This is a genomic window from Rhodanobacter terrae (assembly GCF_042657005.1).
Lineage (GTDB): Bacteria > Pseudomonadota > Gammaproteobacteria > Xanthomonadales > Rhodanobacteraceae > Rhodanobacter > Rhodanobacter terrae.
Genome location: NZ_JBHSNG010000024.1, coordinates 24,298 through 45,143, shown reverse-complemented (window position 1 = coordinate 45,143; position 20,846 = coordinate 24,298). Strand labels below are relative to the sequence as shown.

The following is a 20,846-nucleotide window of genomic DNA, read 5'->3' as shown; positions in this document are numbered from 1 at the left end:
CGAAGGCAGCGCTCCGGCGCTGCCTTCGTTTTTGGGCGATGCCTGGGCCTAGGCTTCCAGCGCGCGATAGCTGAAATCGCGAACGAGGATGCTTCCCTCGTCGGCGCCGTAGATGCCCAGCTTGAGGCTGAGGAAACTGCCGAAGACATTGTGATGGATGCCCGAGACTTCCATCCGCAGTCCGTGGAGGACCCAGGTTTCTCCGCCGTCGTGCGAGTAGTGATAGGTCACCACGTTGCGGTCGTTGGTCAGCCTGATGCGGACGCTGGAGGTCTGCATCGACTGTCGCGCCCACAGCTGTTCGCCCGCATACTCGAAGGTCTTCATGTGGTCGGGCGTGAAGCCGACGCCGACGAAGGCCTTCGCGTCGTAGAACAGCAGCAGCCCGCCTTCGGCCTTGCCGGCCAGGTCGATCGTGACCTCGGCGACATACCCACGATCGCCCACCGTGCACACCAGCGGCGAACTGTCGGCGGGCGAGCTTCCCTTGGCCGCGATGCGCAGGCCGTGTCGCTCATACGCGGCGCGGCGCATCTCGTCCGGCACCGGATCGTGGAAGCACCACTGGACCCCGAACCTGTTCTTGCGGAAATCGTCCGACAGCGCGACGCGGGCCGGCGTGGGGCGACCGCCGCGGGGCTTGGGCAGCGCTTTCGACAGATCGCCTCCGATGGCGCGGAACCAGCCGTCGTCGGTCCACTCGATGGGTTCGAGCAGCGTCTGCCGGCCCAGCGTGCGGAAGCCGTTTTCGTAGCCGTGATACACCATCCACCAGTCGCCTGCAGGCCCTTCCACCAGCGAGGCGTGTCCGCGCGACCACCATGGCTCCTCGGCGCTGGTGGTGCGTACCAGCGGATTGTGCGGGCAGTGTTCCCACGGGCCATGGATGGATCTGGAGCGGGCTGCGATCACCATGTGTCCGGTCGGCGGACCCGCGGTGCCGCCGACCGCCGTGATCAGGTAGAACCAGCCGTCATGCCGCAGCAGCTTCGGCCCTTCCGGCGAGAAGGCTTCCACCACCCAGTCATCGGGATACCGCCACGGGCTGTAGGCCGGTTCCAGCGGCCCGTCCGTGGCCAGGCCATCGTCCTTCAGCCGGATCCGGCGGATGCCGTTGACGAAGAGGTAGCGCTTGCCGTCTTCGCCGACGGCATGGCCCGGGTCGATGCAGCCGCTGATCTCGAGGTCGATGGGCTCGCTCCATGGCCCCTCGATCCGGTCGGCCCAGATCGCGAAGATCGACCAGCCCTTGCCGCCGGGATTGGCGGGGAGGTAAATGAAGTAGCGATTGCCGTGCTTGCACAGGTCGACCGCCCAGATGCTGCCGAGCTGCTTGTGCAGGGACGGCCCCAGCGGCGTCCAGTTCACCAGGTCGGTGGAGTGCCAGATGATCAGGCCCGGATAGGCGAACAGCGACGAAAACGTCATGTAGTAGTCGCCGCCATCCTTGAGGATGCTCGGATCCGGGTGGTCGCCGGTAACGATAGGATTGAGATACGTCCCGTTGCCCAGGTCCGCCTTTCGCTGCCCTTCGGTTCCGCGGCCCCATGCGGGACTCTGCCGGCCATGATCGATGCAGCCCGTGTCCGTCGTGGCCCGCAGCGCAAGCGGCGCGGCCGCGGCGCTGGTCAGCATCCATTTGATGCTGTTGCGACGGCTGGTATCGACCATCTCGTTTCCCTCCTGCTCTGTGATGATGTTGTCGCCCATTTAGTGCGCTGTCTTTTATTCGGTGTAACCGAGGCGGTCGATCAGCGGGCGCAGGATGGGCAGCACGGGCTCGAACTGTTCGCGATAGGCATGCCAGCGGTTGACGGCGTGGCGGTTGATGCCCTGGGTGACCTGGGCATAGCTTGGCGTGCTGATGAATCGTTTGCCTTGCGCGTGTTCGGCGAAGCGTGCCATCGGCGAGGCGTCGGCGACTTCGAGGAACTGCCCCAGGCGCGCGACGTGGTCGTCGAATTGGCTGACGACCGATTCGTAGCGCCACTCCAGCACGTGTGGCGCGAACACCTCGACGTGCCGATACCACTGCTCGAAGGCCTGCACATAACCGCGTGCCAGGCGCTGCAGCGACGAACACAACACCATGAAGGCCGGGGAGCGGAACGGCTGCATGAAGCAGCTGAGCAGCACATCGCACGGATGGCGCAGGCACAGGACGATGCGCGCCTGCGGAAACAGCCGCATGATCATCGGCAGGCACAGCATGTTGAGCGGATTCTTGTCCACGAGCCGATGCTGCCCGAGCCCGGGCAGCACGCGATCGACCATCCGGAAGTAGACGGCGCGCAGCTGATCGGCTTCCGTCTGGGTCAGGGTCGCGAGATCGGCGGGGTAGTGCTGGCCGACCAGCTCCATGCGTTCGGTCAGCGCATGGATGAAGGCGCGCTCGTCCATGGACTGAAAATCCGGATGGGCATCGAGCATCTGCTCCAGCAACGTGGTGCCCGATCGCGGAAAGCCGACCACGAAGACCGGGCTTTTCCTGCCATCGGGCGAAGACAGTCGCCTCCAGCTGGCGTACGCGGCGCGGCTGACGATGCGACCCGTCATCTGCAATGGCTGGCTGTCCGCCGCCAGCAGTTCCGGTACCACGTCCCGCGCGATATCCAGTTGTGCCGCATGCGCGGCCAGCAGAGCTTGCCACGCTTCATCCCGATGGCCTTGCCTGTTGCAGGCCGCGGCCAGGCCGAAGGCGGCACTGGCACGGCTCTGGTCGTCGGTCGCCACGGCGAGCACCTGCCGGTACAGTGCCGCGGCAGCTGCATGGTCGGCGGCGCGCATGGCCAGGGCGGCATGGGTGCTCCAGCCTTCGGCGCGGGCGCACGGCGCTTCCGGCGGCAGCCTGTCGATCGCGCTCAGCGGCAGCTGCTGCAGTTCGTCCCTTGCGAGTTCGACTTGGTTGCTTCTCTCGTGCAGCGCGATCCGTTGTGCGGCGAGGCGCAGTCGCATGATGCCGGCCTCGGGCTCGGGCGGCAGCTCCGCCTGGGCCAGCGTGCGCAGCGCTGCGTCCGGATCGCCCTGCACGGCCAGCATCGCGGCCAGGATCAGGGCCTGCTCGGCGGGTTGCGGCGGCCAGTCGATGGCGCCGGCCAGCATGGCCTCCTGGCTGTTGTTGTCGCCGCATATGTAGCAGGCATGGGCAGCCTGCAACCGGGCCTCGATGAAATGCGGCGAAAGATCCACGGCATCCAGCAGGGTCAACCGCGCCAGCAGCCAGCGCCGCTGCTGGATGTAGAGCAGTCCCAGGTTGTACAGCACCTCGGCATCGCCCGGCGCCAGCGACCGCGCCGTCAGGAAGGCCTGTTCGGATGCCGCCGCATCGCCCGACTGCCGGCAGGCAAGGCCCAGATTGTTCCAGTACGCGGAAACCTCCGGCCGCATCTGCGACAACCGGCGAAACGTCGCTGCGGCGTCGTCGTAGCGATGGGTCGTCTGTTGCGCCAGGCCCAGCCACAGCATGATGCCTTCGTCTGCACTGCCGGTTTCCGGTGCCTGCGCCGCGAGGGCGATGACTTGTTCCATCTGGCCGGCGCGGTAGGCCGTGGCCATGGCGTTGGCGAAACCGCCGGTTGGGGTAGGCATGCCTTCTCGATCGATTGTCCGGTGCCCCATTATGCAAGAGGGCCGCGAGAGTATCTCGCGGCCCTCCGGGCTAGCTTCACACTTTACGGCGTGGTCGGCAGATCAGAACTTGAACGTGGCGCGTGCCCAGTAATAGCGTCCGAGCGTGTCGTAGGTGGCCGTGTCCACGTTGTAGTTCAGGCCGTTCTGGTACACCAGCGGCGGGACCTTGTCGGTGATGTTGTCCACGCCGACGTCGATCCTGGTATGCCACGACGGGATCGCATAGCCGAGCTGGATCGAGTGATACAGCACCGAGGCCATCGGTATATTCACTCCGCTGTAGACGGCGTCCGCATTCAGGTTGGTCAGATGGTTGATGTAGCGCGTCTGCCACTGGGCGCTCCAGTTGCCCAGCTCCCAGTTGAGCGTGAGCGCGCCACGCCAGCGCGAGAGGTTGCCGAACTGCGGGGAGAAGGTGCCGGCGTAATTGATCGTTTGCGCGCCGGGCTGGCCGGGAGTGGCGTCGTTCTTGTAGTTGGCCAGATAGGTGGTGGCGAAGCCCGCCTTGAAATTGCCGGGGTTGAAGCTGCCCAGGTCGAAATGCGGGATCTTGTAGTCCAGCGTGAAGTCGATGCCGCTGGTGCTGAGATTGCCCAGGTTGACCACCGGCGTGTCGATGACGTTCACCTGACCCGGCTGCTGGGTGGTGGTGTCGTAGCGGTTGATCAACGAGCAATACGGGCTGCTGTTGTTGGCGTAGCAGGCATTGACCACCGTCGACGCCGCAATCGGTGTCAGCAGATCGCTCAAATAGACGTGCCAGAAGTCGACGCTGGTGGACACGCCCGGCAGCCAGCCGGGGTTGTAGACCAGGCCGAAATCGATCGACTTGCCATGTTCCGGCTTCAGCGATTTGCCGACCGTGGCGGCGCCCGAGTAATAAGTGTTGACCTGCGCAGGCGAGTTGCCCGTCCAGTTGACCGGAACGTACTGGCAGGCGGCGGTGTGTTGCGCGAGCTGAGCCGCCGTGAGGCCGACGCAGGGATCGTTCAAGGTCGGCTGGACCAGGGTCACGCCGTCGTGGAGTTCATCCAGATTGGGCGCGCGGAATACCTGGGTCACCGTGCCGCGCAGCAGCAGGTCGGCGACCGGCCGCCATTCGACGGCGATCTTCTTGTTGGTGGTGGTGCCGGTGGTGCTGTAGTCGGAAGCGCGTACGCCCAGGTCGACATTCAACGAATACGCCCACGGTTGCTCCGAGAGCAGCGGGATCAGCGATTCGGCGTAGAGCTCCTTGACGTTGTCGCTGCCGCGACCGGGCGAACCGCAGGCTTCCTGCAGCACCTGGCAATTGCCGGTGGCGAGGTTGAGGACGGCGTCGGGGGAGACCGTATAATTCATCGACTGCTGGCGGTAAAGGGCGCCGACGGCCAGTTGCATGGCGCCTGCCGGCAGATCCCACAATTCGCCGTTGGCGTCCAACTGGACCTGCTTCGTGGCATTGGTGAATACATATTCCGGCCTGTCCACGCCGGCTCTCAACGCGGCCGACTGGTTGGCCTGGTCGAAGATGTTCACGCCGCTGTCGATCGCCGCCTGGAAGTCGGCGATGTTGACTTCGTTGTAATCGCGCTGCCGGCGATTGCTATAGCCGTAGTCGATCGAGGCATCCCAGTTCCAGCTGCTCTGGCCGAAATTGCCGCGCACGCCGGTGTTGATCTGGAAGTTCTTGGTGGTGTACGTGTGCAGACGGGTACCGAGTCCGGTCAGGCGGGTATTGAAGCCGTAGCCGCTGTTCGGATCGCCCGGGATGGGATTGGCGCTGAACGTGATGCCGAACGGGTTGATCGGGTTGCTGGAGAGGACGTGCCAACCGTCGCCGACTCCGGTCGGCGCGGGCGCGTCCTGACCGCTCGACTGGGTGTGGTTGAAGAACGCATCCGCGAAGAACGTCATGTTGTCGTTCAGCTTGTAGCTGCCGAGCACGAAGGCGTCGATGCGCTGCTGCGCGGTCTGGATGTAGTTGTACGCGTTGTAATTGTACGCATCCGGGTTGCCGCGGTCGCAGCGGTAGTCGCTCTGGCTCGATCCGTTGCCCTGTGCCAGCGTGATGTAGGCGGTTCCGTTTGAACGGATCGTGCAGCCGTACTGGTTGGCGATCGACGCCGGCACCTGGATCTTGCCGGTCGGGATGGTGCTGGAACCGGCCGGACTGATCACGCCGCTGGAAAGATAGAGCTGATGGGCGGAGAACTTGCGCTGGGTGGCCAGCACCGCATCGTACTTGTTGTAATCGAGGCCGCCGACGATGTTGTAGTTGTCGCCGTTCGCGCCGGCGGTCAGGCTGATGCCGTGCCGCTGGCCGTCGCCATGGCTGGAAATGCCATCGTTGATGCTGGCTTCAGCGCCCGCGTAGTCCTTGCGCAGGATGAAGTTGACCACGCCGGCGATCGCATCCGAGCCGTACACCGTCGAGGCGCCTTCGGGGAGCACGTCGACGCGCTGGATCATGGACTGCGGGATCATGTTGACATCGGCATTGGCCATGCGCTGGCCGTCGATCAACACCAGCGTGCGGTTGGTGCCCAGGCCGCGCAGGGAAATGCGCGAAGCACCATCGCCGCCTTCCAGCAACGGGCTGGCGACGCCGCCGCCATTGCTGTTGTTCTGCGGATTGGTGGCGTTGCCGGAAATGCTGGGCAGCTGCTGCAGCACGTCGCCCAGAGTCGGCTTGCCGGAATTAGAGATGGCTGCGCGGTCCACCATGACCACCGGACTGGACGTCTCGGCGTCGACGCGCCGGATCAGCGAGCCGGTGACGACGACGGCCTTCAAGGTTTTTGCCTTGTTCGGCGTCGCCGCTTCCGGCTGGGCCTGATCGGCCGCCGGAGCTTTGTTTCCTGTCGCGGTCGTGGTGCCGGCTGCCTGGTCTTGCGCATGTGCCGCGGCAGACCCTAGTGACAAGGTGGCGAAAAGTGCGCTGGACAATGCCAGCGCCAGCCGGTTGTGAGGCAATACACGATGCATGAAATTCTCCCCGATCTTGATGGATGGTCCCGGACTCCATGGCAGCAGCGCTTCTCGACATACACATCCAAACGAGCGCTTCAATGCGGCCATCTCTCTAGGGCACGCCTGCCACCATGATCCGGTTTCGTGTGAGCTACCGCGACTGCAAACGCGGCGATCCGCCATTCCTCCAATGGCAATGGGCCTGATGCGGAGGTGGGTTGATGCAGTTGGAGGAAAATGCAGATCGGTTTGCAGCATCACACGGGATCGTTAAAAAAAACAGCGGTTCGGTACCGTTTTTTCTTGACGGACGCCGTGTTTTCTTGCGACTTGCGCGACGCGCCCGGCCTGCGCGCATGGCGACGACGCCTGCAACGTTTCGGCTCGATCTTGTCCGGCAGCGCCTGGCGCGAGCGCGGCTCAGCCGCGATAGCGCTGCTGCAGGAACGCGAACAGCGCGCGCAAGCCCATCGCCTCGCCGCCGCGCGGCCGGCCGGGACGATCGCTGTCGTTCCAGGCGTAGGTGTCCAGATGCAGCCATGGCATGCCGTCGGGCACGAAGCGTTCCAGATACAGCGCCGCGGTGATCGCCCCGGCGTGGCGCGACGCGCCGGCATTGGCGAAGTCGGCCAGATACGAATCGAGCATCCGCCGGTACGGTCGCCACAGCGGCAGCTGCCACAGCGGGTCGTTGACCGTGCGGCCGGCGGCCAGCACGGCGGCGGCGATGCCGTCGTCGTTGGCGAACAGCGCGGGCAGATCCGGTCCCAGCGCCACTCTGGCGGCACCGGTGAGGGTGGCGAAATCGACGATCAGCTCGGGCTGCTGTTCGGCGGCGTAGGCCAGCGCGTCACACAGCACCAGCCGGCCCTCGGCATCGGTGTTGTCGATCTCGACGGTGTGGCCGGCGCGGGTGGTGATCACTTCGCCGGGGCGCATTGCATTGCCGGCGACGGCATTCTCCACCGCCGGAACCAGCAAGGTCAGCCGTACCGGCAGCTTGGCCTGCATGATCAGGCCGGCCAGCGCGATCGCATGCGCGGCGCCGCCCATGTCCTTCTTCATCCAGCGCATGCCGTCGGACGATTTCAGGTCCAGCCCGCCCGTGTCGAAGCACACGCCCTTGCCGATCACCACCAGTTTCGGATGATCGGACTTGCCCCAGCCCAGCTCGACCAGCCGCGGCGCGCGATGGCTGGCGCGGCCGACCGCATGGATGGTCGGAAAGTTGGCCTCGAGCAAGTCGTCGCCGACCCACTCGCGCACCTTCGCCTTGTGCGCCTTGCCGAGCTGCTTGATCGTCTCGGCCAGTTGCCGCGGGCCCATCTCCTCGGTCGGCGTGTTGACCAGGTCGCGCACCTGCGCGGTCGCCTGCACCACCGGCGCCAGCTGCTGCAGTTCGGCAGCGGACACGGCGAGCCGGGCCGGTGCGCGCTTGGGCTGGCGATAGCGGTTGAACTGATACGCGCCCAGCGCCCAGCCCAGCGCGGCCAGCGCCGTATCGGTCAGCACGCTTTCGGCGGCGAGGTGGTAGGTCGCCTCGGGCAGGCTGCACGGCAGCGCGGCCAGTGCGGTCAGCGGATCATGCGGATCGACGCCGGCCAGCACGCGCACCAGCTTGCCGGCGGGATCGGACAGCAGCGCGAAGCTGCCCGCGCTCGCCGCGAAACCGCTGTCGCTCAGCCAGCGCCGCTGCGCCGCGCTGAGCCGCCGGCGCGTCGCCGCGTAATGCGCGGTATCGGTGGTCTCGATGGCGATGCTGTGGCGGGCGCCGGGCTGGCGTTCGATCAAGGCGGACATGCGAAATCCTTCTGGCTTGGGGCGGCATGGAGCGCGCCGGACTCGTGGCGATCAGTCCGCGATGATGCGCGCTTTGCCCGCCGCTTGCCTATGTGCCGGGCGGTGTGCCGACGGCCGGATGCTGCGCATCGAGCCAGTCGGCCAGCGCGGTCATGTCGCGCAGATCCAGTTCGGGCGGCGCGCCCAGCTCGGCCGGCCACGGCTGGCCGTCGCGGTTGATCCAGGCGGTGCGCAGGCCGGCATTGCGCGCGCCGGCCACATCCATTTCCGGATCGTCGCCGACGTGCAGGATCCGGTCGGGCGCCACGCCCAGCCGCTCGGCGGCAGCTAGGAAGATCCGCGGATCGGGCTTGGCCACGCCGCTGTCGCGCGCGCAGATGTGATGGGCGAAATGCGCGCGGATGCCGATGCGCTGCAGGTCGGCATTGCCGTTGGTCAGGCTCGCCAGCGGCCAGCGCGCAGTGATCCGCCGCAGCGCGGGCAGGCTGTCCGGATACAGCTCCACGCTGTTGCGCGCGGCGAAGTAGATTTCCCACAGCGCATCGACCGGCGCCGCGGCGATGCCGCAGGCGGCGAACGCATGCTGCAGGGTGAGCCGGCGCTGCGAGGTGAAGTCATGCGCCAGGTCCAGCCGGTCGGCGGCGACCTGCTCGCGCAACTCGCGCATGGCCGCGATCGGCCACGCGCGGGCGACATCGGGATGGTGCTGCCGCAACCAGACATCCACCGCCTGGTCGGCGCGCTGCAGCGCCGGCAGCACGGGCCACAACGTATCGTCCAGGTCCAGCGTCAGGGCGAGGAGTGTCGGCACGGGCAGCCCGGAAGGCTCAGCCGCTGCTGTTGCTGACGCGCAGTATCTGGCCGAGCTTGATCTGGTCGTTCTTCAGGTGGTTCCACTGGCGCAGCTGGATCACGTCGACGGTATGCCGCTTGGCGATCGACGACAGGGTGTCGCCCTTGCTCACCTTGTAGATCCTCGGACCGGCCTGGCTGACGTCCGCGGTCACCTTGCCGAAATCCTTGCCGCGGGTCCGGCTGACCGTGGTGGCGCTGCCGCTGGCATAGTCCACGCTGCTGACGGTGACGTTGTCCACGCTGCCGCTGACCCGGGTGAGCCGGGCGGTTTCCTTCGCCTCGGCGCGGCGGTTTTCCAGCGCCATCTTCGCTGCCAGCGTATCGGGCGAGGTCGGGGCTGCCGCGACGCGGGCCGCATACGTTGCGCCCGGCGCCGAAACCGGCGTGATGTGGCTGGCGCGGGCGCCGACTTCGGCGAGGATGTTGCTGCGGCGCGAGCTGTCCATCGCGGCCAGCGCGCTGCCGTCCTGATACGGCAATATCGCGTGCCTGCGCAGCGCGGCCTTGGCCGGATCGGTCTGCAGGAAATCGACGAAGGACTGCGCCGCGGCGGCCTTCGGGCTGTTCGAGTTGGTCACCAGATAAAGCGGAATGAACAAGGGGTAGCTGCCGTCGGCGATGTTGGCCACGGTGGCCCGCTTGCCGTTGATCGGGATCGCCTTGATCTTCGGATTGCCGCTGATGCCGGCGAGCGTGGCGACGCCGAAACCGTTCGGGTTGAGCGCGATGCCTTCTTCCAGCTTGCGCGTGTTGACGTACAGCCGCGGCGCGGCGACCGGCTGGTTGCCGCGACCGAACAGCAGGCTGCGCAAGCTGTATTCCACGCCGTCACCGGGGCTGGCCACCGCGTACACGTCGATCGGCGCGTTGTTGCCGCCGACCTCGCTCCAGTTGTGGATCTTGCCGTAATAGATGTCGTGCACCTGCTTCAGCGTAAGCCCGCTGATCGGGTTGGACGACTGGGTGATGATCACCAGCCCGTCCCAGGCCACCGGGGTGAACGTGAGGTTCGCGTTCTCCGCGCTGCCGTCGCCGGGGCGCGCGCTGCCGGCCAGATCCGCGGCGCCGCTGGCCACCGCATCGATGCCCGAGGCCGTGTTGAACGGCTGCAGTTCGATATGGCCGTGTCCGGTCTTCTCCCATGCCTGCGCCACCTCGTCCACGACGCCGTTGGCGGTTGTGACATCGCCGCGCCAGATCAGGGTGGGGCCTTTCGAAGGCGCACTGGCCTTGGCCTTGGGGTGGCTTCTGGCGAATGCCGGTGCGGTGATGAAGCAGGCCCCGATCAGGGCGACTGACAGCAGACGGGTAATGCGGACGGACATGATGATGGGAAGCCCCGGCATGATATGAGTGGTTGTGTGGGCGCAAGTATGCCGCCTTGTAGGCGCATACAAGGTGAACTGGCGAAGGTATTTCATCGGTCCGGATGCAGGACATCAAGCATTTTCATGCGTTTGCGCGAAGGCATGCATCAGGCTGTGCGCCGTGACACGGCCGGCCGGCGACCGGTGACACGGTTTCGCCGGCCCGGGCTGCGGCTTGCTTTGTGGGAGCGACTTCCGTCGTGACGGCGCGGCAGTGCCGCTGCCACGCTCGGTTGAGCGCCGAGCCGTTGCAACGCCGCGCTGCCGCGGGCCGCTGCCGCGCCGTCGCGACGGAAGTCGCTCCCACAGCATCCCTCACAGCATCCGGGTGGCGGGCGGAAGCATGTCCGATGGCTCCCTAGTTGATCACCACGTAGCGGCTGCCGTCGGCATCGGCCACGACCAGCACCAGCTGGCGCAGGTGCACGTTGGCCAGCCCGCGCAACATGCGCAGGCTGGTGATGCGCTGGTTGCCCACGCCGATCACCAGGTCGTCGGTGCTCAGGCCGGCGCGCGCGGCGCGGCTGCCCGGTTGCACCGCGCTGATCGCCACGCCGTAGAGACCCTGGCTGCGCTGGCTCTCGCTCAGGTCGCTGAAGCGCACGCCGGCGAGGCGCGGATCGAGCTGGCCGCCGTCGATGCTGGCGAGTTTTTCCGCGCGGAGCGTGGCGCTGACCTCGCGGGTGCGGCCATCGCGCAGCACGCCCAGTTGCACCGCGCTGCCCAGCGGCAGCAGGCCCTCGGCATTGCGCAGCTCCTGCTCGCTGCGCAGCGGCTTGCCGTTGAGCGTGGTCAGCACGTCGCCCGGCTGCAGGCCGGCGTGGGCCGCGGCCGAGCCCTCGCTGACCCCGGTCACCACCACGCCGTTGTCGTCCTTGAGCTTCAGCAGCTGCGCGATGCGCGGCGTGATCGTCTGCGTCTGCAAGCCCAGGCTGCCGCGCTGCACCTTGCCGTGCGCGATCAGCTGCGCCATCACCTCGTTGGTGATCGCTGTAGGGATCGCGAAGCCGATGCCGACGTTGCCGCCCGACGGCGAGAAGATCATCGTGTTGATGCCGACCAGTTCGCCGCGCAGGTTGACCAGCGCGCCGCCGGAGTTGCCGGGGTTGATCGAGGCATCGGTCTGGATGAAGTTCTGGTAGCCAGTGTCGCCTAGCCCTGAACGGCCCAATGCGGAGACGATGCCCGCGGTCACCGTCTGGCCCAGCCCGAACGGATCGCCCACCGCGACCACGTAATCGCCCACCTGCAAGCGCGACGAATCGGCCAGCGGCACCGCCTGCAGGTTGTTGGCGGGGATCTGCACCACCGCCACGTCGGTGCCCGGGTCGGTGCCGATCAGCTTGCCCTTGAAGGTACGCCCATCCTGCAAGGTCACGCTGATGTCGTCGGCGCCGCCGACCACGTGGTTGTTGGTCAGCACGTAGCCCTTGGCCGCATCCACGATCACGCCCGAGCCCAGGCTCTGCTCGACCCGTTCGCGCGGCGTCGCCGGCAAGCCGAAGAACTGGCGCACCATCGGGTCGTCGAAATACGCGTCGCGCACCTGCACCCGGGTCTTGGTGGAGATGTTCACCACCGCCGGAGTCACCCGCGTCAGCATCGGCGCCAGCGACGGCATCGGCTGGCCGCCGACCGCCGCGGGCAAGGTGGCGGCACGGCCGGCGACCGGCGCGATGGCGATGACGGCAGCGGCCAGCAGGCCGGTCAGCCAGTGCAGGAGGCGGGGGTGCTGCTGCGACATGGAATGCTCCTCATGGATCCTGGATAGCGATGAAAGCGGCGCTGGTTCGACCGAGTTCCGGCGCGGCGGTTCCATTCTCTCAAATGCTGCCGCAGGTACTTTACTTCCAACCTCGCGAGGGTTAACTTGCCTATCCGATAGCAACCACAACATCTTGTGTTCAAGTGCCAGCGCCAAGACCAGTGCTGGTGTCGACCATCGCACTCTTGAGGGGGAGTCGTTGTCGAAGGAAGCAAGTGGCGCAAGGTCTGGAGGGCAATCCTCACGACCTGTTGGCTGCTGCGGACGTAGTGTGAAAAACACCAGCGTAAACAAGACGTCGTTAATCAAATAAAAATCAACGGGGGCCGCAAGGCCACACCGAAAGGTCAGGAAGCCGATGAGCACAGTGCGTGCACCAGCCACCCATTCAGCCACAGGTCGTGATGCCGTCGTGGACATCCCACTACAACCCGCGTCGTACGACATCTGGGACAAGAAATATCGCCTGAAGGCGAAGTCCGGCGAGCCGGTCGATCTCACCATCGACGGTACCTACCAGCGCGTGGCGCGCGCGCTGTCCGACGTGGAAGCCAGCGACGAACTGCGCGGCCACTGGTACGAGCGTTTCCTGTGGGCGCTGCGCCGCGGTGCGATCCCCGCCGGCCGCATCACCTCCAACGCCGGTGCGCTGGCGCACAAGCCGGCCACCTCCACCATCAACTGCACCGTCTCCGGCACCATCCGCGACTCGATGGACGACATCCTGGAGAAGGTGCACGAGGCCGGGCTTACGTTGAAGGCGGGGTGCGTTGCGCCGGGCACCTGGGTGGTCACCGACCGTGGCCTGGTCACCGCCGATCAGGCGGTAGCCGAGCGGCATGCCCAGATTCTCAGCTACGACCGCGATGCGCGCCGGTTCGAGATGCAGGCGATCGAGCAGCATCTGACCACGCACGTGGCGCGCGCGGACAACATTCGGATCGTTGCGAACGGGGTGGCGTTGACCACCTCGGTGCGCCATCCGGTGCTGGTGTATCGCGACAATGTCCAGCGCTATGTGCGTGCCGACGAAGTCGTCGCCAGCGATGCGCTGGTGCAGCACAGCTTCGCCTGGCAGGCGGACGACGCCACCATGCTCGAGGCGTGGTTCGCGGGCGCGCATCTGGGCGATGGCAGCGCCTACGAAAAGCATCACGCCTACCGGCCCAGCCGCAGCGCGTGGCAGCAGCGTGCGCAGCAGCTTGGTCGTCGCCTGGTGTTCAAGATCCGCGCGGCCGAGCGTGCGGTGGTCGAACGCTACGCCGCGTTCTTTGCCGGATTCTGCGCCACCCGCGCGCAGGTGGCCGCCAACACCACGCCGAACGGCACGCCGGTCTGGGATTACACCGTATCGAGTTTCGCGGCGAGCCGCGCTGCCGAATTGATCGACCACCAGATCGGGGCGAAGACCGCTCATCTGCGTGTACCGGCATGGATCGCGCAGCATCCGCAGCAGCATTTCCTGCCGTTCCTGGCCGGCCTGATCGACACCGACGGCACCGTCAGCCGCGAGCACGGCAGTGCCACCATCGCCACCCAGAACGCCGACTTCGCCGGCGAGCTGAAGGCGCTGCTCGGCTTGTTCGGCGTGCACGCCAGCCTGACCCGGCGCAAGCCGCGCAGCCATCAGTACAACGGCTGGGACATTCGCGACAGCGGCGGCGCCATGCTGAAGATCTCCGATTCGGCGTTTCTCGCCGTCGTCGCGCGCTACATGGCCGACAGCGGCAAGCGCGGGCGCATCGCGGAGCATGCCAGCCAGTCCGGTCAGTACGACCGTTACGTGCTGCCGGCGGATCTCTCGAACGCATTGACCGAGCTCGCCGGCACGCTGGGTCACGGCGAGCGCCAGCGGCTTGGCTTCTATCACGGCTACCACGTCGCGCCGCAGGTCAGCCGCGTCTGGCTCGATCGCTGGGCGCAACGGTTCCCGGCGCTGCAGCCACTGATCGACTTCGCACGCTGCCTGCGCCCCGTCGAGTCGATCGAGCGTGGCCTCGACCTGCCGGAAACCTTCTACGACTTCACCGTCGCGAAGCACAACAACTATCTGGCTGGCAACGCGGGCCTGCTGGTCATCCACAATTGCGGCATCGGCTACGAATTCTCCACGCTGCGCCCGCGCGGCGCGTACGTGTCCGGCGCCGGCGCGTACACCAGCGGCCCGCTGTCGTTCATGGATATCTACGACAAGATGTGCTTCACCGTGTCCTCCGCCGGCGGTCGCCGCGGCGCGCAGATGGGCACGTTCGACATCAGCCATCCGGACGCCAAGGAATTCATCCGCGCCAAGCGCGAGGACGGCCGGCTGCGCCAGTTCAACCTGTCGCTGCTGATCACCGACGGCTTCATGGAAGCGGTCGAGCACGACCAGGACTGGCCGCTGGTGTTCCCGGTGCACGTCAAGGAAAAGGACGAGATCGACGTCGACGATCCGACCAAGGTGGTCTGGCGCGAATGGCCCACCCACGAGAACTACGTCGATCGCGAAGACGGCCTGGTCGCCTGCAAGATCTACAGCCACATCCGGGCGCGGCACCTGTGGGACATGATCATGGTCTCGACGTACGACTACGCCGAGCCCGGTTTCATCCTGATCGACAAAGTCAACGAGATGAACAACAACTGGTGGTGCGAGCACATCCGCGCGACCAACCCGTGCGTCACTGCCGACACGCGGCTGGCAACCCAATACGGCATGGTGCCGATCGGCGAGCTGCAGGCCAATCGCGCGCCGCTGGAGGTTTCGGTCGATCGCCGCTCGCTGGAGCTGGAAGGTCGCGGTGTGGAAACGCGACCGGCGAAGCCGGCCTTCATGACGGCCCCGCGTGCGCCGGTCTATCGCGTGACAACCGAGGATGGCTACGAGATCAAGGCCACCGAATGGCACGACTTCTACGTCGAGCGCGGCAAGATCAAATTGCGCGATCTGAAGGTCGGCGACCGGATGCTGGTGCAGTCCGGCAAGGGTCAATTCGGCCAGCAAGGCAGCGATGACCTTGGCCTGCTCCTGGGCTTGATCGCCGGCGACGGTCACTTCACCAATCGCGGCAAGGACCAGCAGGCGGCCATCGTCAGCCTGTGGGGTGAGGAACGTGCCCTGGCCGACCGCGTTGCCACCTACATCAACACGCTGATCGCCCATACGGGCCAAGGGGATCTGCGCCAGTACAAGGTGTCGCCGGTGGCGGTGCCGGAGCGTAACCACGTATTCATCCGTTCCGTGCTGTTGGCCCGGTTGCTGGAACATTACGGTTTCAGCGCCACCACCAAGCTGCGCGTCCCCGAGGTGGTCTGGCGTGGAAGCGAGGCTTGCGTAAAGAGCTATCTGCGCGCGCTGTTCCAGTGCGATGGGACGGTCAACGTCTCCAGTCGCAGCCAGAGCTGCTCGGTGCGCCTGGCCTCCAGCCAGCCCGACCTGCTCAAGGACGTGCAGATGCTGCTGGCCAACCTCGGCGTGTTCTGCCGAGTCAAGAAGCGCCGCGCCGCGGGCATGCGTGAGCTGCCCGACGGTCATGGCGGCGTGCGTGAATTCGCCTGTTCCGCCGATCATGAGTTGATCATCGACGGCGAATCGCGCGAGCGTTTCATGAACGAGGTCGGCTTTTTGCTGCCCATCAAGACGCAGCGATACCTCGATTGGCGTGAAGGGAAGGCGTTGCGCAAGACGCAACGGTTTGCCTCGAAGATCGCCAGCATCGAATACGTCGGCGAAGAGGCGGTATTCGATACCACCCAGCCCGATCACAACGCGGTGATCTTCAACGGCCTGGTCACCGGGCAATGCGGCGAGCAGCCCTTGCCGCCCTACGGCTCCTGCCTGCTCGGCTCGATCAACCTGACCACCTTCGTGCGCGATCCGTTCGGCCCCAAGGCGCGCTTCGACTGGGACGAGTACCGCGAGGTGGTAAAGGTGTTCACCCGCATGCTCGATAATGTGGTCGAGATCAACGGCCTGCCGCTGGAGCAGCAGCGCAACGAGATCATGTCCAAGCGCCGCCACGGCATGGGCTTCCTCGGCCTCGGTTCCACCGTCACCATGCTCAAGCACCGCTACGGCAGCGAAGAGGCCGTCGCGTTCACCGAGGAAGTCTCGCGCGAGATGGCCGTGGCCGGCTGGGAAATGGCGCTGGATCTGGCCAAGGAGAAGGGTGCCGCGCCGATCCTGCTGCGCGACTTCACCGTCACCGGCGACATGCTGCGCAAGCGCCCGGAAATGGTCGCCGACGGCTACAAGGTCGGCGACAGCATCCCCGGCCGCGTGCTGCACGCGAAGTACTCGCGCTACATGCAGCGCATCGCCAGCGTGGCGCCTAACCTGGTCGCCGAGCTGGCCGAGACCGGCGCGCGCTTCACCCACCACAGCTCGATCGCGCCCACCGGCACGATCTCGCTGTCGCTGGCCAACAACGCCAGCAACGGCATCGAGCCCAGCTTTGCGCACAGCTACTCGCGCAACGTGATCCGCGAAGGCAAGAAATCGAAGGAGAAGGTCGAGGTGCTCAGCTTCGAGCTGCTCGCCTACCGCGCCCTGATCAACGCCGACGCCAAGGTGTTCACCGACGAGGCCGCCAACAAGCTGCCCGACTACTTCGTTTCCGCCGACGACATCGGCCCGAAAGAGCACGTCGACATCCAGGCCGCCTCGCAGAAGTGGATCGACTCCTCGATCTCCAAGACCGCGAACGTACCCACCGATTACCCCTACGAAGACTTCAAGGACATCTATTTCTACGCCTACAAACAAGGCCTGAAAGGATGCACTACGTTCCGCTTCAACCCCGCCGCATTCCAGGGCGTGCTGGTCAAGGAATCCGATCTTGAAAGCACCCTCTACCGCTTCGAGCTGGAGGACGGTAGTGTTGTCGAACTGAAAGGCAATGAGCAGGTGGAATACGACGGCGAAATGCACTCCGCCGCCAACCTCTTCGATGCCTTGAAGGAAGGGTATTACGGCAAGTTTTGAGCCTCGTCGCAGTTTGCAACCAAGGCTCACGACAAGTTCTGACCATCGCACGCCACTGGCGTGCGGCAACTCAAGCGGTCCATCGGAGGGGAACATCAGCATGTCCATCGACAACGAAACTGAAATGAACAACAGCGCTGCACCGGCCGCCGACGCACCGGCCGTCGTCTTGCCTGTGCTGCCCGACGTACCGGTCGCGCCGGCCGCGCCGGTGGCTGCGCCTGTGGCGAACAAGCCGGTAGCTAAGAAGGCTGCGGCCAAGAAGGCGGCGCCGAAGAAGGCCGCTGCAAAGAAAGCCGCGCCGAAGAAGGCTGCGGCCAAGAAAGCTGCACCGAAAAAGGCTGCTGCCAAAAAGGCCGCGCCCAAGAAAAAGGCTGCCGCCAAGAAAGCCGTGAAGAAGGCCGCCGCCAAGAAGGTGGCCAAGAAGGCACCGGCCAAGAAAGCGGCACCGAAGAAGGCAGCCGCCAAGAAAACCGTGAAGAAGGCGGTCAAGAAAGTCGCCAAGAAGGCCTCCGCCGCCAAGAAAGCGGTGAAGAAGGTCGCCAAGAAAGTCGCCAAGGTGGTGAAGAAGAAAGCCGCCAAGGTCGCAAAGAAGGTCAGCAGCAAAAAGTCGGCCAGCAAGAAGGCCGCACCGAAGAAGGCGGCAGCAAAGAAGTCCGCCAGCAAGAAAGCCGTCGCCAAGACGGCAAAGAGGTCCACTGCCAGCAAGAAGGCGAGCGTCAAGTCGGCCAAGCCAGCGATGAAAAAGGCTGCCGGCAAGAAGGCCGCTGCAAAACGGAAGTAAGCGACACCGCATGCGGCCCGGCCGTGCGCCGGGCCGCATGTTTTTCGCACCACGCCGCGTCCACTCCGGCATCAACACTTTAAGAAGAAGCGAACACCATGGCGATCAAGATCGACAAGAAGATCACCGGCTACAACGTGGTCAAACCCGAAGACAAGGTTGCCGCCAACCCGGTCACCGCCGCCGCGCCGAAAGAGCCGCGGCAGGCCGAAGTGATCCAGATGCACGAGAGCGTGGAGCGTCCCGAGACCCTGGTCGGCTCCACCTTCAAGGTCAAATCGCCGCTGTTCGAGCATGCGTTGTACGTCACCATCAACGACATCGTGCTCAACGCCGGCACCCCGCACGAGCAGCGCCGCCCGTTCGAGATCTTCATCAACTCGAAAAACATGGACCACTTCCAGTGGATCGTGGCGCTCACCCGCATCCTCTCCGCCGTGTTCCGCAAGGGCGGCGACGTCACCTTCATCGTGGAAGAGCTGAAAGCCGTGTTCGACCCCCGCGGCGGCTACTTCAAGTCCGGCGGCGTCTACATGCCCAGCATCGTCGCCGAGATCGGCGCGGTGATCGAGCAGCACATGAAGAACATCGGCATGATCCACGACCCGGAAATGGACGAGGCGACCCGTAAGCTGATCGCCGAGAAGCGCGCTGCGTACGAGCAGGCCGGGGCAAAAAAAAAGGCTGATGTAACCGCGGCCCCTGTGGGAGCGGCTTCAGCCGCGAAAACGTCCAGCGACACCGAATCCAACGGCTTCCCGCCCGGCGCCACGCTGTGCCAGAAGTGCAATACGCGGGCGCTGGTGCTGATGGATGGGTGTCAGACGTGTTTGAATTGTGGGTATTCGAAGTGCGGTTGAAGGTGCAGGGTGCGGCTGAGCCGTGTCATAACTATTGACGCGTGCTCATGCGGGACCGTAGGGGTCCCCTGCGGAATAGGACGCCTGTCGCCGGTTCCAATTGATCCGGGCGATAAGGCATGCTCAGACGCGCCTCGCCTAACTACAATCCGAATATGACTCTTCCGTCTGATCAAAACACGCTCGGGACGATCTCGCTAGTCGCTAGGAAGACGTTGGGTGCGTTTTACACGCGTGTTGATGTCGCAGAGCTGTTGTGCTCGTGGGCCATTTCCCGAGCTTCCGACAAAGTGCTTGAGCCCTCATTCGGAGGTTGCGGCTTTCTAGAGGCCGCAGCGAGTGTTCTGTCCATCTCGGGCCACCCCAATCCCCTAGATAATATCTACGGCTGTGATATCGACAGCGAGGCCTTTCTCCACCTAGCCGAGCGCTTCCCCGGCGCTGAAAAGGGAACGCATTTTCTGAAGAAGGATTTCATGGCGCTCGGCCATTCGGAATTCCCGATTCGCGGATTTGATTCGGTAGTTGGGAATCCGCCTTATATCGCTAGTGAAAGATTCTCTGATGCACAGAAGGAATCCATAAAGAACTGGTCGCTGGGAGAGCACGGAGGGATTCTGCGGGGGAAACCAAGCCTGTGGGCCTACTTTGTGATTCATGGAGCGACCTTTCTCCGGCAGGGCGGGAGAATGGCTTGGATACTTCCGGGGAGTTTTACATCCTCTCATTACGCAAAAATTCTGCACGCGTGGCTGAAAAGCAAGTTTGCGCGGTCTCTGGCCATTTCCGTTGCCGAGCGGCTGTTTGTTAGTGAGGGCACGGAGGAGTCCACGGTTGTACTGCTTGCAGAGGGTTACTTGCTGCCTTCTGCCAAGGGAAGTTCTGTTATCGGTTGGGATGAGTGTGATCTCTCGGGCGAGATTCCCGAAGCTATCGATCGCTGGGAGCAGCAAGAGGTTAATCAGCCGGCTACTGCTGGGCGCATCGCGTCAGCAGCTGCCTATCAGGCCCTAGCGCGACTCACGACAGAGTTTCGAGCGGAGCCATTGCGACACTTTGCGGATGTAACCATTGGTCTGGTTACAGGGGATACACCTTTCTTTGTGCGTCGACCGAGTGACTGGGCGCGCGCGGCTGTAACGCAGATGAACTTGAGCCCCATTGCTCCAAAGAGCAAATGGGTCAAAGGAGTACTAATTGATGCCCGAGAGCTGAAGTCTTTTTTGCATCGAGATGTGCCTTGCCTGATGCTCAATCCGCGTCGGATTACACAATCCGTCCAGGCAATGCTTGATGCGTACCCGGAAAAGCGAATTGCAGACAATGCGACGTTCAAGAAAAGGCGTCATTGGTTTCATCCCGATGATTGCCGCGTACCTGATCTCCTTGGCGTCTTCATGACGCATTTCAATCCGAGGGCGATCGTGAACATCGCGGGGGTGAACTGTACCAACTCGTACTACCGCATCGATCTTCGCGCAAGATCGAGCTACCGATTGCGATCAAAACTCATAGCAATTTCATTGCAAACCAGTGTTGCTCAGCTTACAGCCGAGCTTACTGGACGGGTGCGTGGCTCGGGAGCGCTGAAGCTAGAGCCGAGTGAGTTCAGGGAGTTGCCCGTTTTTGTTAGAGATGATCATGCTCCAAAGGACGTGACATTCGCTTTTAGTCGGATGAATCGAATGTTGTTGGATGGCGATGAGGATGGTGCACGGTCTGCTGCAGACACTTTTATATTTGGATCTGATGTAGGTGCCAGCGAAGCGCTTCTTGTGATCCGAGAGGGCATCAGCGTGGCGCGTAAAAAGCGCCGCCGCTCGCCAGGAAGTCAAATGGATTCGCTTGACGGTTAGTTTCCTCACTT

General features: G+C 64.5%; 11 protein-coding genes. 4 read left to right on the top strand and 7 right to left on the bottom strand.

The annotated features are described in order from the left end of the window. Positions 1-48: 48 nt before the first annotated feature. The 7 genes from ACFPPB_RS16925 to ACFPPB_RS16895 form a co-directional block, all read right to left on the bottom strand. Complete coding sequence (locus tag ACFPPB_RS16925; protein WP_377329228.1) at positions 49-1,671, bottom strand: family 43 glycosylhydrolase; 1,623 nt, start codon at positions 1,669-1,671, stop codon at positions 49-51. Between the two features lie 54 nt (positions 1,672-1,725). Further along, positions 1,726-3,588: a tetratricopeptide repeat-containing sulfotransferase family protein gene (locus tag ACFPPB_RS16920; protein ID WP_377329226.1), complete on the bottom strand. Its 1,863-nt coding sequence runs from the start codon at positions 3,586-3,588 to the stop codon at positions 1,726-1,728. A gap of 102 nt (positions 3,589-3,690) precedes the next feature. Then, positions 3,691-6,597, bottom strand: coding sequence for a TonB-dependent receptor plug domain-containing protein (locus ACFPPB_RS16915; RefSeq protein WP_377329224.1), 2,907 nt, complete (start codon positions 6,595-6,597; stop codon positions 3,691-3,693). A 405-nt stretch (positions 6,598-7,002) separates the two neighbouring features. Continuing rightward, positions 7,003-8,382 carry a leucyl aminopeptidase family protein gene (locus ACFPPB_RS16910; protein WP_377329222.1) on the bottom strand — a complete coding sequence of 460 codons (1,380 nt, stop codon included), beginning with the start codon at positions 8,380-8,382 and terminating at the stop codon, positions 7,003-7,005. 88 nt (positions 8,383-8,470) lie between these two features. Next, positions 8,471-9,199, bottom strand: coding sequence for an HAD family hydrolase (locus tag ACFPPB_RS16905; RefSeq protein WP_377329261.1), 729 nt, complete (start codon positions 9,197-9,199; stop codon positions 8,471-8,473). Between the two features lie 10 nt (positions 9,200-9,209). Further along, positions 9,210-10,562 (bottom strand): LysM peptidoglycan-binding domain-containing protein, encoded by a 1,353-nt coding sequence (locus tag ACFPPB_RS16900; protein WP_377329220.1) that lies wholly within the window; start codon positions 10,560-10,562, stop codon positions 9,210-9,212. Between the two features lie 400 nt (positions 10,563-10,962). Beyond that, positions 10,963-12,348 (bottom strand): Do family serine endopeptidase, encoded by a 1,386-nt coding sequence (locus ACFPPB_RS16895; protein ID WP_377329218.1) that lies wholly within the window; start codon positions 12,346-12,348, stop codon positions 10,963-10,965. 433 nt (positions 12,349-12,781) lie between these two features. Here ACFPPB_RS16895 and ACFPPB_RS16890 point away from each other — a divergent pair, with 433 nt between their 5' ends. From ACFPPB_RS16890 to ACFPPB_RS16875, 4 genes are all read left to right on the top strand, one after another. Continuing rightward, entirely contained in the window at positions 12,782-17,335 is a 4,554-nt protein-coding gene (locus tag ACFPPB_RS16890) for an LAGLIDADG family homing endonuclease (protein ID WP_377329216.1), read from the top strand. A 223-nt stretch (positions 17,336-17,558) separates the two neighbouring features. Continuing rightward, complete coding sequence (locus ACFPPB_RS16885) at positions 17,559-18,119, top strand: hypothetical protein (protein WP_377329214.1); 561 nt, start codon at positions 17,559-17,561, stop codon at positions 18,117-18,119. A 98-nt stretch (positions 18,120-18,217) separates the two neighbouring features. Then, positions 18,218-18,979: a TSCPD domain-containing protein gene (locus ACFPPB_RS16880; protein WP_377329212.1), complete on the top strand. Its 762-nt coding sequence runs from the start codon at positions 18,218-18,220 to the stop codon at positions 18,977-18,979. Between the two features lie 119 nt (positions 18,980-19,098). Beyond that, the gene (locus ACFPPB_RS16875; protein WP_377329210.1) at positions 19,099-20,835 is read left to right on the top strand and encodes an Eco57I restriction-modification methylase domain-containing protein; all 1,737 of its coding nucleotides are present in this window, start codon (positions 19,099-19,101) and stop codon (positions 20,833-20,835) included. Positions 20,836-20,846: the final 11 nt, after the last annotated feature.